Annotated in this window: 14 protein-coding genes; 3 read left to right on the forward strand and 11 right to left on the reverse strand. The window is 41.1% G+C overall.

Going from position 1 to position 14,718, the window contains the following annotated elements; all coding sequences use genetic code 11:
* Positions 1-56: 56 nt before the first annotated feature.
* The 5 genes from GSR62_RS07400 to GSR62_RS07420 form a co-directional block, all read right to left on the reverse strand.
* On the reverse strand, positions 57-1,448 hold the full coding sequence (locus tag GSR62_RS07400; RefSeq protein WP_035447791.1) for a flavocytochrome c: 1,392 nt from the start codon (positions 1,446-1,448) through the stop codon (positions 57-59).
* 264 nt (positions 1,449-1,712) lie between these two features.
* Entirely contained in the window at positions 1,713-2,156 is a 444-nt protein-coding gene (locus GSR62_RS07405; RefSeq protein ID WP_010688132.1) for a MarR family winged helix-turn-helix transcriptional regulator, read from the reverse strand.
* Positions 2,157-2,374: 218 nt separating this feature from the next.
* Positions 2,375-2,899 carry a TetR/AcrR family transcriptional regulator gene (locus tag GSR62_RS07410; RefSeq protein ID WP_010688133.1) on the reverse strand — a complete coding sequence of 175 codons (525 nt, stop codon included), beginning with the start codon at positions 2,897-2,899 and terminating at the stop codon, positions 2,375-2,377.
* Between the two features lie 180 nt (positions 2,900-3,079).
* Positions 3,080-3,523, reverse strand: coding sequence for a universal stress protein (locus GSR62_RS07415; protein ID WP_010688134.1), 444 nt, complete (start codon positions 3,521-3,523; stop codon positions 3,080-3,082).
* 98 nt (positions 3,524-3,621) lie between these two features.
* Positions 3,622-4,068, reverse strand: a complete 447-nt coding sequence (locus GSR62_RS07420) for a CopY/TcrY family copper transport repressor (protein ID WP_010688135.1) — start codon at positions 4,066-4,068, stop codon at positions 3,622-3,624.
* A 163-nt stretch (positions 4,069-4,231) separates the two neighbouring features.
* Here GSR62_RS07420 and GSR62_RS07425 point away from each other — a divergent pair, with 163 nt between their 5' ends.
* Together GSR62_RS07425 and GSR62_RS07430 are read left to right on the forward strand one after the other, a co-directional pair.
* The gene (locus GSR62_RS07425; RefSeq protein ID WP_010688136.1) at positions 4,232-5,080 is read left to right on the forward strand and encodes an undecaprenyl-diphosphate phosphatase; all 849 of its coding nucleotides are present in this window, start codon (positions 4,232-4,234) and stop codon (positions 5,078-5,080) included.
* A 201-nt stretch (positions 5,081-5,281) separates the two neighbouring features.
* Entirely contained in the window at positions 5,282-5,893 is a 612-nt protein-coding gene (locus GSR62_RS07430) for a DedA family protein (RefSeq protein WP_010688137.1), read from the forward strand.
* A 36-nt stretch (positions 5,894-5,929) separates the two neighbouring features.
* On the opposite strand, the gene GSR62_RS07435 is transcribed toward GSR62_RS07430, so the two are convergent.
* Together GSR62_RS07435 and GSR62_RS07440 are read right to left on the reverse strand one after the other, a co-directional pair.
* Positions 5,930-7,105, reverse strand: a complete 1,176-nt coding sequence (locus GSR62_RS07435; protein WP_066023517.1) for an SAM-dependent methyltransferase — start codon at positions 7,103-7,105, stop codon at positions 5,930-5,932.
* Between the two features lie 84 nt (positions 7,106-7,189).
* Positions 7,190-9,385, reverse strand: coding sequence for an ATP-dependent DNA helicase (locus GSR62_RS07440; RefSeq protein WP_066023518.1), 2,196 nt, complete (start codon positions 9,383-9,385; stop codon positions 7,190-7,192).
* Positions 9,386-9,517: 132 nt separating this feature from the next.
* Between GSR62_RS07440 and GSR62_RS07445 the strand changes: the two genes are divergently transcribed.
* Positions 9,518-9,817 carry a DUF454 family protein gene (locus GSR62_RS07445; RefSeq protein WP_035447782.1) on the forward strand — a complete coding sequence of 100 codons (300 nt, stop codon included), beginning with the start codon at positions 9,518-9,520 and terminating at the stop codon, positions 9,815-9,817.
* 63 nt (positions 9,818-9,880) lie between these two features.
* Here GSR62_RS07445 and GSR62_RS07450 read toward each other — a convergent pair whose 3' ends face one another.
* The 4 genes from GSR62_RS07450 to GSR62_RS07465 all read right to left on the reverse strand — a co-directional run bounded on the left by GSR62_RS07450 (position 9,881) and on the right by GSR62_RS07465 (position 14,600).
* Positions 9,881-11,962 carry a DNA topoisomerase 3 gene (locus GSR62_RS07450; protein WP_066023519.1) on the reverse strand — a complete coding sequence of 694 codons (2,082 nt, stop codon included), beginning with the start codon at positions 11,960-11,962 and terminating at the stop codon, positions 9,881-9,883.
* Positions 11,963-12,069: 107 nt separating this feature from the next.
* On the reverse strand, positions 12,070-12,621 hold the full coding sequence (locus tag GSR62_RS07455) for a GNAT family N-acetyltransferase (RefSeq protein ID WP_066023520.1): 552 nt from the start codon (positions 12,619-12,621) through the stop codon (positions 12,070-12,072).
* 53 nt (positions 12,622-12,674) lie between these two features.
* A complete protein-coding gene (locus GSR62_RS07460; protein WP_083213871.1) occupies positions 12,675-13,334 on the reverse strand; it encodes a matrixin family metalloprotease in 660 nt (219 codons plus the stop codon).
* A gap of 126 nt (positions 13,335-13,460) precedes the next feature.
* Entirely contained in the window at positions 13,461-14,600 is a 1,140-nt protein-coding gene (locus GSR62_RS07465) for a trans-sulfuration enzyme family protein (protein WP_035447775.1), read from the reverse strand.
* Positions 14,601-14,718: the final 118 nt, after the last annotated feature.

Below are 14,718 nucleotides of genomic sequence, written 5' to 3' on the forward strand. Positions count from 1 at the left end.
GTAAAAAAACAACAGTTTAACTAAACTGTTGCTTAAATTTAAACTTTTATTTGAATTTAGGCCAAATAGACCGCTGCTTGTTGACCTGCTTGGCGCCCAAACACCACTGTTTCAGCGATCGAGTTGCCACCGATCCGATTATTACCATGCAATCCGCCTGTGACCTCGCCGGCAGCAAAGAGTCCTGCCATGATATTACCCGATTGATCTAAAACTTGAGCTTTTTCGTTGATGTGTAAGCCCCCCATCGTGTAATGGATCGCAGGAGCAACGTGGATCGCATAATAAGGAGCTTTTTCTAGCTTGCGTTGCATCCCTGTTGTTCGACCAAATTTAACATCCCGCTTGGTTTCGACTGCTGTATTCCATTGGATCAAGGTATCTGCCAAAACAGTTGGGTCTAGCTGAAGCTTTTGTGCTAGCTCAATTGGGGTAGCCGCACTGACGACCAAACCCTTGCTAGCGTAAAAATCGATCGCTTTGACCCGTTCTTTGACACCCTGATCAAAAATCAAATAGGCAGCTTGCTCAGGTAACGCTGTGATCTGTTCGGAAACAACTTTCCGCGTCCCTAGCTCATTAGTGAAACGAACGCCTTGTTGATCAACTAAGATCGCACCTTCCCCCCGCACAGCTTCACCGATCAAGTAGGTATGTGGTGTATCTTGTTGCACGGTCGGATGGATCTGGATCATTTCCATCTGTAATACTTGCGCTCCAATATGCTCTGCTAAAATGATCCCATCCCCAGTCGCGCCGACATGATTAGTCGTCTTGTAAGCCAAGAGATCGGGACGATAGCGTTTGAGCAATTGCTTGGAAGCACCAAAACCGCCCGTTGCCAAGATGACTGCTGGGGCAAAGATCGTTTTGGGCTCACCCGCAACTTGGACATTTACCCCTTTGATCTTACCAGCATCGTCTTTTAACAGCTCTGTGACTGTTGCTTGGGTAAAGATAGGAACTCCGACTTGGTCTAACAACCACAAGAGATTATTGACTAAAAAAGCTCCAATCGGGGCAGTACTCTTAGGCCGATGGGCGCGTTTTTTCTTCATTCCTCCAGTGATCGTCAAGTCATTTAAGATGATCCCATGTGAACGTAACCAATCGATTGCTTGCCCACTATGCGTCGTGAAATAGTTCAATAATTCTGGATCATTTAAGCGCCCCCCACCTTGGTAGGTCTCTTGATAAAATTCAGCAAAGCTATCCACGATCCCTTCACGCAACTGAATGTTCGTTTCAGCTGCATTCATGCCTGAAGATGCTCGCATAGTGTTGCCCCCAACTGTAGGCATCTTCTCTAAAATAACCGGTCTTAGACCTAATTCTCGTGCTTGAAGAGCACTGACCAGTCCAGCTCCACCTGAACCGATGATCACAACATCATACTGTTCCTTTAAGTCACTTGGTGCACTTGGAGTAAATTTAAATTTTTCAGCCACGCTTTATCATAACTATACAAAATGCGGAATTATGTAGTTCATAACTAGAAAGAATATAGTTTTTCCTTTCTAAATCTCGCTTACCAGTAACACACAATACTCCCCACTAAATATCCACCCCACATTTCTCTTCCTAGTGAATATCAGTCAGCCACTACTGGTTTCTTTGCGCTAATTCTATTTTATTGTAAAACACAAAAAAAGTGTAGTTCAAATCGCAAACTACACTTCATCTTATTTTATTTTTGATCCAAGCTTTTCCCTTTAAAAATCATTTAGTGTTGTTTCTTCAGACAAAACCTCGACTAATTGACGTAAGATACGTTGAAAAACAGCCAGATCACGAACTGAAACTGTTTCTTCTAAACGGTTTTGTAAAAGTTTCCAAAATTCGGAATTGGATTCCAATGCTTCGTGATATTTATCGGTCACAGAAAGATGTGTTACACGATGGTCTACATCATCTAGCCTTTTTTGAATCAAACCAAGCTCAAGCAACTTTTTGATGTGATAGTTCGTATTTGGAGTCGATTGTCCCAACAGTTTTGAGATCGTCCCGATGGTTGGATCTTTCAACTGATAGATCGCTTCCAAATAGTAAATATCGATCGCACCGAGTTTTTCCAAACCTGGCATGTTGCTATTACGATACTCGTGCAAGCGCAAAACTTGGCATAAGTTAGTCGTCATTTTTTGTAATGAACTCATTACGTTAACTCCCCTCTAAATCAATGAGCGCTGAAACTCGTAAGCTTAGCAATAAAATCTGACACGCTAATCTACTGCCATGCGCTCGCTTGCTGTAAAGGAAGGCATGACACACCCCTCGTAGATAGTATAGTTTCCACCATACTAATAGCAATTACATTGTACACTATTCTAAAATTAAAGTAAAAGATTATGATAAATTTATTTCTTCAAAAAAATCAATGCAAGTGTTTGATAAAGTCACTCAGCTCGGTTGAACTCATTTGATAGTTACTGTCGACCCATTTGAACAGCAATGTTAAAAAGGCACCAGCTATCATATCTGCGGCTAATTTTTGGTCAGTTGCATTGAGCACCGTTTCTTCTATCCAAAGAATATTATGCAAACGATTATTTAAACTTGCTTCTAAGATCTGTTCAGCAACCATATCGATCATGAGCGCATATAAGGAATTGTTGCTATTGTTGATCGAAATATTCCGGAAAATATCCTTATCGTGAACAATCATTTCGATCATCGAATCAACAACATTATTCTCATCGATCTGTTCCAACCAGATCGTTTGAAAAACATAATGCAATAGATCGTACTTATCTTGAAAATAGCGATAAAATGTACTCCGGTGCACATTTGCTTCCCGGCAAAGTTGATCGACTGTTATCTTTTCGACTGCCTCATGATGCAAAAGAGCTAATAAAGCTTGCGCAAGGGCGTCTTTTTTTCTCACTTGACTCTTACTCATAGATCTAACCTTTATCCTTATCTTATCATTAGCATATCAAAAAGGTAGCTTTCCTTTTTTGCCTTATTAAATAATATAATGGAGCCTGCAGTAATTCAAGTACACATCCAAGTAAAAAAGGCAACAGCAAAAACCCAGACTGCTTTTAGATCTTTACTGTAGCCTCTTTTGCCGCTTTTCTTAACGCACCACTAATACAGAGATCGGTGCATTTTTTGCCATATAAGCTGCTTGGGAGCCAAAGAACTTCTTGACACCCTTCTTGGAAAGCGCCCCAATGATCAATAGATCAGGTTCAACTTTCGGAATGACACGCTTGATGATAGTTTCACCAGCGTCACCTTCAGCAATTACGACTTCGACCCGTTTGATCCCAGCTTGAAGTGCGATCTTGCGGTAATTTTCAACGTGCTTTTCCAATTCCTTACGTTCACCATGAATGTAATCGGCACTCAAGGCTTGGAAAACGTTCATCTCATCTGATTCAAGGATCGAAGTGATGCATAAAGTAGCATCTAGATCCAAGGCCCGACGCATCGCCACCCGAAAAGCAAGCTGCGCATCTTCAGAATCATCGACCCCAACGAGGATCTTTTTGATGTTTTTGATCGGTTCTTTGTCCATATCAACCATCCTAACTATAAATATTTTTTAACGTTCTTAGTATAACACATTTTTTAATATCCGAAAGAATAAATTAGGCGCTCCTAAATAAGATAAATTCATTTACATTGTTGGCAACCTACTCGATGAAATTCTGCCGGAATACAGTCACACTCCAATTTCTCGGGTGCACTACTTTTTTTATCTTCAAGTTTGGCAGTTATTTTAGCGATATCACCCTGCGTTAAATTGAGATTTTCCACTAAATAAGCTAAAGTCTTGCCCACATGCATCTGACAAATATTGCTAAAATTTTGCATCAACTGGGCATCGATCGTTGCTTGTTCTTGGACTAAAGGCGAATAGATAAAGCCACGCCCTTCTTTTTTAGTTTCAAGTACATCTTTAGCGACTAACCGGCCTAAAAGAGTTTTAGTCGTTGCTGGTTTCCAGTTTTGCTTTACTTCCATGATCTCGATCAACTGGCGACTAGTTGCTTGCCCCAAGGTCCAGATCACACGCATTACTTCCCACTCAGCGTTACTGATTTCGATTTGTTCTGTCATTTGATCACCCTGTCACTTTATTAACTATAATTATACCACGTACGCGTAATATCCCCTTGTTTTAACTCTTAGCTGCCCTCTAAAAATTACTCTACTTGTCACTTAAAAAAACTTATCTTATAATGAATAAGATTCTTAATACTGAGAAAGGAATTTTCACTAAATGTTACTTGAACTCTTAAAGGCTTTCTTATTCGGGGTCGTTGAAGGGATCACCGAATGGTTGCCGATCAGCAGTACTGGACATATGATCTTACTTGATCAATTTGTCCAACTTGGTGTCTCAGAAGATTTTTACAGCATGTTTGAAGTGGTGATCCAACTTGGGGCGATCTTAGCCGTAGTTGTGATCTACTGGCACAAGATCTGGCCGTTCCACCAAGCCGATAAAAGCGCACATGCTCAAGGTATCTGGCGTTATGTCGACAAAGATATCATGGTCATGTGGCTCAAGATCTTCATTGCTTGTTTACCTGCTGGGATCATCGGTGTAGCTTTCAATGATACTTTTGAACGTCTCTTTTATAACCCGACCTGCGTAGCTATCGCCTTGATCGTTTTTGGTATTGCTTTTATTTTGATCGAAGATATACATAAAAATAAGCAACCTAAGATCACCTCGATCGCTGAACTTTCGTATTATACCGTAGTTTTGATCGGCTTTTTCCAATTGATTGCAGCCGTATTTCCCGGGACATCTCGTTCAGGGGCCACGATCGTAGGGGCTTTGATCTTGGGTGTTTCGCGGACAGTTGCGACTGAATTTACTTTCTTCTTGGCAATTCCGGTCATGTTTGGGGCTGCGCTATTCAAATTAGTAAAATTTGGGTTTAGCTTTACACCTTTAGAAATTTGGATCTTGGTTGTTGGTCTAGTCACAGCCTTCATCACTTCGATCATTGCGATCAAGTTCTTGATGCAATATATCAAAAAGCATACTTTCAAAGCTTTCGGGTGGTATCGCATCATCTTAGGACTTTTGGTCATTGCCTATTTCTGGTTTGTAAAATAACTTTATTGAATATTTACCGATACAAAACAAGGCTCTACCACGATACAGTGTGGTGGGGCCTTATTTGTATGTCTTACTTTAAAAGTAGTAGCCATTATTTTTTAAGGAATTTCAAAATTTGATATGAATTTGCTTAATTCAGTTGTCTTTTTGGAGCGTCTCCAGTAGAATCATATTTATTAACTTAAGAGGAGAATTTTAATGGACACAACAGTTTTGACCGAACTTATCGGACAGTATGGGTATCTCGGGATCGCACTGCTGATCGCCCTTGAAAATATTTTTCCCCCGATCCCTTCAGAAGTCGTTTTGACATTTACCGGATTTTTGACTCTGACTGCCGGCCTAAATGTTTTAGGTGCGATCACCGCAGCTACGATCGGCGCCGTTTTAGGGGCAGTGATCTTATATGCGGTGGGCCATTTCTTATCTGTCGAACGCCTTGAAAAGATCTTAAACGGTAAAATTGGCCAAACATTGCGTTTCAAAGCAGAGGATCTAAATAAAGCGACTAATTTCTTCCAAAAAAATGGCGTCTTAGCCTTATTCTTTGGCAGATTCGTCCCCGTAGTTCGCTCTTTGATCTCCGTTCCTGCAGGTATGACCCATTACAAATTTACAAGTTTTATCATTTTAACGACGCTTGGTACTTTGATCTGGAATACCGTCTTGATCATCGTTGGTCGTATGGCTGGTTCAGCTTGGCCTCAGATCGTTGCCATGATCGAGACCTATTCGTTAGCGACCGTGATCGTCTTAGCCCTCGCATTTGTAGGCGGTGGCTTTTACTTCTTTAATCGTAAAAAAGCATAAAAAAATGGAGATCATTGCTACGTGATCTCCTATTTTTTATGCTTGATACATATATTCACGTGTCATTGGTAAATTGCTACCACTTGGTCCTTTCGAGATCAAGTACTGGATCACATCGATGTTGCCCGATTCAAATGAAGCTGCACAAGCTTGCAGATACAGATCCCACATGCGAATAAAACGTTCATCTTCGATTTTTTTGATCTCAGGTAGTGCCCGGCGGAAATTTTGATCCCATAATTCCAAAGTCTTTTGGTAATGACGCCGCAAAGTTTCAATATCAGCCACTTGCATCCCTGCATCAATGATATGTTCGATATTTTCAGTCAAACCAGGGACATAACCACCTGGGAAGATATATTTATCGATCCACGCATTGACTGCACCACCCTGTTGCCGTGTGATCCCGTGGATCAAAGCTACGCCGTTTGGCTTTAAATATTCGGAGATCTTTTGGAAATATTCACCTAGATTTTCCTTACCGACATGTTCAAACATCCCTACACTAGTGATATAGTCAAATGGTTCATGTTTGAGCTCACGGTAGTCTTCCAAAATGACTTTAGCCCGATCTTCGAGGCCTTCAGCTTTGATCCGTTCGTTAACTAGATCGTATTGTTCCTTACTCAACGTGATCCCAACAACATTTAGATCGTATTCTTTGCAAGCAGTCAGCATCAAGGTGCCCCACCCGCAACCGATATCAAGCAAAGTTTTCCCGGGTTTAGGGTCTAACTTATTGATGATATGATGCACTTTATTTAGTTGCGCTTCTTCCAGCGTATCTTGTGGTCGCTTGAAATAGGCACACGAATAGGTCAGTGTCTTATCGAGCCACAAACGATAAAAATCATTACCGATATCGTAATGGCTTTGCACATCTGACTTACTTTTTCGCTCAGTATGTGATTGTTTGGGTAAAAAGTGTTTGAGCTTATTATTGTTCAAAAAGCTACCAGCTGATTCATAGGCTGAGGTTATCAAGTCTTGGATTGAGCCTTCGATTTCAATCTCTTTATCCATATATGCTTCACCTAAAGTCAATGAAGCATTATGAACTAACTCTCGCATCGAAAAATCTCGGTGGAAGGTTATTTTTACTTGCGGTTCACCATCTCCGTACCGTTCTGTCTTACCATTAGCATAAGTCACTTGTACTGGAATATTGAATGAATGTTCGAGCACTTCTTTTAACAAGAAATTATTAAACATCTAAATTCCGCCGCCCTTCTAAAAATAAATATAGTAACAAGTACATTCTAGCACTAGTCTTTACTAAATTGTAAGCAAATAGATCTATTTATTTTTATCATCCATAAAATTTAGCAAGTTTTTCTTTTTCGGAGTCTCTGTCTGCACTCCTTCCAAGAGTTGCGTTCGTGTGACCCCAACAAAAAACAATTCCTGCTTAGCCCGTGAGACCGCTGTATACGCCAGACCCTGATCTTCTGGTTCTAGGACGTAGACTCGCTTAGATCCACTACCTTGAGCTTTGTGGATCGTTAAGGCGTACGCTAAGAGAAGATCTTTTTTAGCCCGATACAGGGGCAACTTATACTTTCCGACTTCAGTTTGGACTGTTACCGTGCTATCTTCATCATCATTTTTGAGCTCAAGTCCTATGACCTCACCAAATTCACTATTCGTGTAGCCGTAATTTTGAAAACTGTCATCGTTATGATAGAAAACGACTTTTGCCCCGATAAAAAAGCCACCCCGACCAAGCCCATTTTGAAAGTAAAATGGCACAACTTTTTGCTTACCCTTTGATAAAATGCGGTAAAATTGCTGATTGATCAAACCAACCGTCTTATTGCGATAAGCCAAGATCATACACTCTTCCAAAGCTTCGTGTTGATATTTGGCTAAGACCATTTCTTTACCAGTTGCCGTCTTAAATGCCTGACTGCGGGCTAAATACCTGATGTCGCCAGCCCGACAAGCAGCGATCAACTCACCCGTGGCTTTATCTTTACAGCGCAGATTAGCTCTAAAATAAAAGCATGCTCCCCTAGCTTTTATCAAGGCCATGGGATCACCACAAACACTCAATGCGTCTTCGTCTTGTGAGACTGGCGGTAACTGTTTTTCATCTCCGACCAACAGATAACGGACTTTCGTACTAAAAGTCTGGGTCAATTTAGCTAGTAATTCCAGAGGCGCCATTGATACCTCATCGATAATGATCACTTCATAATCATTCACCAGTTCTTCATTACCATTTTCGATCTCATAGATCACATGCTGCAAAGTATCATTGTTAAAGAAACCGTGTTGCGCTAAATTCAGCCGTGCCTTATGTGTCGGGGCTAAGGCTAAAGTCTTTTTAGGATCAAGGATCTGGCCCAAAGTGTAAGTTTTTCCCGAACCCCCAACACCTAGTAAATTGATGATGACGTGCTTATTTTGCGCGAGCCACTTTAAGAAAGCAAATTGCTCTTTAGTCGGACGATAAGTTTTAGGCGGATGAACTAAGGGTAATTTACGCCGCGAGTGCTGGCCCAATAACTGACTAAAGTTACGTTCATATTGGCATTTATCCGCTAAATGTAGCGTATGACCACAATTCTGCTTGCATAAATAGCCAAATTCCTTGAGCAAATTTAATTCTGAAAGGTCAGCCGCTTGACTTTCGGGCAAGACTTCACCTACCTGCTTTAAATAGACGAGATCATCGCACCCTTTTAAATGCCGGTCAGCTGTTTCATCCAAAAGATCATTTAACTCCAGTAATTCAGTGATCTTAGGCCGGTCAAAAGCTGGGATCTGTAAGAGTGAAAATACGCGGGATCGTTCCCATTTTGACTTGAAGAACTCGTCTTCTTCCAGATGATCATTGAAAACCGAACGCAAAAAAAGATCGGGAAACTTCGGTAGATATTTACGATAATACGTCCGTTCATCCCTGATCGAACACGACATGTAGCCTTTGAGCTCTAGGAATTTAGGCTTCGTGACCGCTAATTCTTGCCATTTCCCAGCCGCAAAGCGTTGTTTTTGGAGCTCACTCATCCCGTTGATAAAAAATTTATACGCCCGATATTTGGGATGAGAAGTTTTAGCGATCGGGGTCTTATTTTTAGCAAACTGAATAAATTTAAAGCGCATATGCGTGGGGGCTTTGCCGGTCCACTTAGTCAAGATTTCAGCAAAAGGCTCCAGTTTGGGGACCGCATCGATTTTTGCTTGCTCTAAAAATTCAGCTAACTGGGTCTCATTTTTGAACTTGACTGCTGTTTTTAACGCTAACTGATAAGCTGCCTCACGATTTTTAGTTGTCTCTGTGGCTAAATGGGCTTTGACTAAGGGATAAATATTTTCCTCAGCTTCATTGAGCACAAATGCACATTTAGCTAAAAAGTAGTTGACCGAACGATATGTCGGTTCACTTTGCCGGACCTCATCAAAATAAAAGCGCGCCTTTTGGTATTGCTTTTGGCGCATTGCTTCACATGCTACTTGGTATGTTTTTTTTATTGTTTTTTCAAGCATCTTATCACCGCCTTTAAAGTCTTAATAAAAATTTATATTACTTTTACAGACAAATAAAAAATTCTGTGTTATGCTTTTCTAAACAACCAAGAAAGGGAATACATTGCACACAGCTAAGAAAGGATGGATTCGATGTTCAAACACATTAAACGCTTTTTATGGTTGCTTCTTGCGATCATTAGTTTTATCTTTGGAGTGATCGGAATCTTACTTCCAGTTGTCCCCCAAGTGCCCTTCTTTATTTTAGGCTTTTTCAGCCTCTCTAAGTTTTCACTGCGCTTCCACAACTGGATGGTGAATACTAAGATCTACCGTAAACTCCAAAAATTTCTGGACGAAAAAATAGCTGAAGCCGAGGCTAGATCAGAACATATCAAGCAAACTTGGTATCAAGTCCTTTGGCTAAAATTCTTATTACTCGCGAAAAATTAATGATTAACGCCCACAAGCAACGTCGACTCTTGCAGTTTGCGTTACTTATGGGCGTTATTTATTTTAAGCGTTATTGTCACCTAACGCAGCTTTTAGAGCTTGAGCTAGTGCACTTTCTTGTGGTTCATCATCTTGATTGATCTTCTTTAGCAGCCGTCTTTCTTCGTGTTTGGTCATCTTCTTGTTCTTCTTTTTGCCTCCAGTTAATTTTTCAGTCGTCCCATCATATTTACATCTGAAATAATCACCGTTCTTGCCACTGACGATCAACATCTTCTTATGACAGACTGGGCAGCGATGATTGGAAACTTTTGCCTCAGCTCGGCGCTTGTAATCACAACTTTCACTGGTGCAGACCAGCAATTTACCGTCCCGGACCTTCTTTTCCTTCAAAAAGGTACCACATTTAGGACATTTTTTCTTGGTCAATGAAAAGTCCTGATATTTTTGTTGACTATTCTTCACTTCACGAACCAAGCGTTTAGTATCAGCTTCGATCTCACGTAAGAATTTTTTGCCATCATAATTTCCCTTAGCGATCTGTTCGAGTTGTTGTTCCCACTTTTCAGTCAATTGTGGGCTAACGAGCTCTTCATTGACTAATTCCAGCAATTGTTGGCCTTTTTTAGTCACCCGTAAACTGTTGTTAGTCCGCTCCATCAGTTCCGATTTGACTAATTTTTCGATGATCTCAGCTCGTGTTGCCGGTGTCCCTAAACTATAGCGCTCCATTTGAGCTAGCAGTGAACCTTCACTCAAAGGCTTAGGTGGGGTCGTTAAGGCTTCTTTGACCGTGAGATGTGGCGCAACTTGCATACCTTCGCTAAACTTAGCAGCTGCCTTTTCTGGTGTCGTGTTCTTTTTCCAGCCAGCTTCAATGACTTTTGTTTGGGTCAGTTTAAAGCGTTCCTTACCAAAAGCAAATACGATCTTTTCTTGGCGTTCTTTGTGAGGTGCTGCAAATAAACCTATAAATCTTTCGGCAATCAAAGTATAGATTCGATGTTCATCACTGCTGAGCTTATTATACTGTGGTAACTGTTCCGTTGGGATCAAGGCATGGTGGTCTGTCACCTTAGCGTCGTTAAAAGCTTTATTTTGAACGACTTTTGCGCCCTTGACCGCATATTGTTTAGCTTCCGGAAATAGCCCTGCGATCGCATGTAATCGATCTTTTAATGTCGCCTTTAAGTCATTAGATAGATATTTACTATCAGTCCGAGGATAAGATACGATCTTATGCACTTCATATAAACTTTGGACTAATGACAAGGTCTTTTTAGCGGAATAGCCGTACTTTTCGTTGGCAACGCGCTGTAATTCTGTTAGATCGTATGGTAAAGGTGCAGGGATCGTCTTATCTTTAGCCGTGATCTGTTCGACTTTACCATTTTGAGAACTCATCTTTTTGACGAGTTCATCTGCTTCTTTGCGCTCCTTTAATGCATGCGGATCTTTTTGGACCCGTGTTGCTCTTTGACCGGCAACTTCAAGACTGATCGTAAAATATTTTTGCGGGATAAATTTGCTGATCTTCTCTTCTTGCTTAGCCACTAAAGCTAAAGTTGGCGTTTGGACCCGCCCCGCCGATAAATTATCCTGGTACTTGACCGTTAAAGCACGCGTCACATTCAACCCAATCAGCCAATCAGCTTTAGCCCGGGCCAAGGCCGAATAATAAAGATCATCGTAAGCTTTAGCTGGCTTTAGTGAAGCAAAGCCTTCTTTGATCGCTTTATTAGTTTGTGAAGATATCCATAAACGCTTGACTGGCTTATTGAAACGAATATATTCCAAGATCCAGCGCGCCACTAACTCACCTTCACGCCCAGCATCGGTAGCGATGATCGCTTCTGAGATATCTTTTCGTTTAGCTAAGTTAGCGATCGCTTTTAATTGGGCTCGCGTTTTAGGTAATGGCTTGGTCCCGATATACTTAGGGATCATTGGCAAAGTTTCCATTTGCCAAGTTTGCCATTCATTTTTTAAATCTTCCGGCATCTTCAAAGTCAACAAGTGACCAAGCGCCCAAGTAACAACATAATTTTTACCTTCATAATAATTCTTGTGCTTTTGGTCTGCGCCCAAGATCTTGCTCAGATCACGGGCAACACTTGGTTTTTCTGCCAACACTAATCGTTTCATATTTTTCTTCCTTTAAGTTTGATAATTTTTATTATCTAATTTAATCTGCTTTTTTGCAAATTTTTCAGGCCAATGAAAAAAGTGGCTCAAATGAACCACTTTTCTGACTAATCTTTAACTACTTTGATCGGTAATAAGAATTTTTGCCACAGTCCTAGGCATTGTGCCATTAACTCTGGATAAGCTTGGGGTCTGATCTTTTGTCCATTTTGGGTCAAGAATTCAAACTCCACGCCACCTTTTTCAGCTGTATAAAAATCAGTCGGTAAAAACTCATTTTTAGCATAAAATTTTAAACGGCGTAAACGCTCGTGGTTGTTAGCCGCAGCTTCATCAGGCCTTTCAGCACTTAAGCCGATCATTTGCCCTTGATAACGCTCTTTTATCAGCTTCATCAAACCACTGCCATACCCCTTAGAGCGTTCAGTCGCTTTGATCGCCAAAAAGAACACATAGACTAATTCGGCATTTTTGACCGTATAGATAAAACCGACCCAGTTATCATCGTCATAGAGACTACAAAATTCGGCTATCTCAGTCTTAGTGCGCTTTTTTAACAGCCAAAATGGGATCCGTTCTACGGCTGGAAAAGCACTCAAATACAAATCCTTTATCTTAGGTAGATCAGCTGGAGTTGCTGTAACTAATTTCAAAGTCATAAATATCCTCCTCATTGCTACTTCTCAACTATAGCAGACCTCTCCTAATAACTCTAGCCTTGATAGAGAGCTTTTACAGCTTCGATATCTTTAGGTTGGATCGAATAATACGATCCAGCCGACTGCATCACTGAGACATTTTCATCATCATGCGCCAAACCGATCGCATGCCCTAATTCATGTTCTGCGGTATTAGTTATCCGTAATTGGGAATAACCATACTGCGCATTTAATAAATAATAGGAATTGAGATAGACATCTGCACTGGTCAGACGATTCGTCAATTGATTTATCATGGTATGCGTCACCCCAGCTGCACTGGTATTGGCATCATTTTGTTGTTTTAAAATGATCTGGGCTCGTTTTTTATCATCAGTCAAATCAAAGTTAAAAGCCCCAGTTTGGTTCCAATTTTCGATTGCCCTTAAATAGGCGGTGCGGAAGCGTTCATCACTTGCTTCAAGATAAACAGTCGCTGTGTTTTTGCTCCAACGTGCGCCATTTGCCGCCTGCGCATTGGTATCCTCAGAATAACTTTGCACCGTTGGATCACTTGGGGATATGCTTTCAGTTTTGACATTCAGCAGCTTTCCTTGATCGGGAACGATCTTAGTCACCAAAGTCTGTATCTCACGCACAACTGGGAGAGCGTAAGGACTAGTCATAAACCACAACAAGCCTAAACTTAAGCTAGCAGTGATAAAAAGGGTCAAAAATAGATTCCAAATGAAACGTAAAAATCTGATTTTGCGTCACCTCGCAATTATTTTTTGCTCCCTGTACTTACTAATTGTACACAACTTTCGGCTTAAAACTTTTAAAGAATTCTTTAAGTTTACCTATGCCTGTTCCAAAGCTTGCTCTAGATCTTGTAGCAGATCTTCTTTAGCTTCGATCCCCACTGATAGTCGGATCAATTCATCGCTGATCCCATCTTTTAGCCGGATCTCACGTGGGATAGCTCCATGTGTCATGATCGCAGGTACTTCGATCAAACTTTCCACTGAGCCTAAACTTTCGGCTAACGTGATCAAGCGCAGGTATTCGATAAAGGCTTTTACATCGGCCCCAGCTATCAACTCAAATGAGATCATCCCCCCAAAATCACGCATTTGCTTTTTAGCAAGTTCATGCTCTGGCGCACTTGGATCACCAGGGTAGTAGATCTTAGCAACTTTTTCATGCTTTTGCAAAAATTCAAAGATAGCTCGCGTATTTTCATTATGCACACGCATCCGGACCGCTAATGTCTTGATCCCCCGTTGTAGTAACCAACTATCTTGTGGACCTAAAATAGCCCCGATCGCATTTTGTAAGTAAGCTAATTGATCCCCGAGTGCTTGGCTCTTAGTGACCGCTAAGCCTGCCACAAGGTCGCTATGTCCCCCGAGATATTTTGAAGCACTGTGGACCACGATATCAGCGCCTAGATCTAACGGCTGTTGCAAATACGGAGTCGCAAAAGTATTATCCACGATCACCAAGAGATCGTTAACATGGGCTAAGTCAGATAATGAACTCAAATCAGAGACATGTAACAAGGGATTAGTCGGGGTCTCTAAATACAGTGCCTTTGTATTCGGCTGGATCGCTTGTTTGACCGCTTTTAAATCACGGGTATCGACTGCGGTAAATTCCAGACCAAGACGATTTAAAACTGTATTCAACAGCCGAAAAGTTCCGCCATATACATCATTTCCTACGACAACATGATCACCCTTAGAAAATAAATTAAACACGGTATGGATCGCTGCCGAACCCGAAGCAAAGGCTAGCCCGCGCTTCCCATTTTCTAGCTCTGCGATCAATTGTTCAAGTGCATGGCGCGTTGGATTACCAGTTCGGGAATATTCATACGCTGGTGTCCCCCCCAACTCGGCTTGCTTATAGGTCGAGACCTGATAGATCGGTACACTCACTGCACCTGTTGTCTTATCATTACTGATACCACCGTGGATCAACTTTGAATCAAATTTCATTTAAATCTCCTGCTATATAAAATGTAGAACAATATAGAAGTTTAAGTACATTCTTCTACATTGTTAGAAAGAATTATATAGTTTTTCCTTTCCTAATTTTATTTACTGCCGTCAACAT

Origin of the sequence: Ligilactobacillus animalis, from assembly GCF_009933595.1 — a bacterium.
In the GTDB taxonomy this organism is placed as follows: Bacteria; Bacillota; Bacilli; order Lactobacillales; family Lactobacillaceae; genus Ligilactobacillus; species Ligilactobacillus animalis.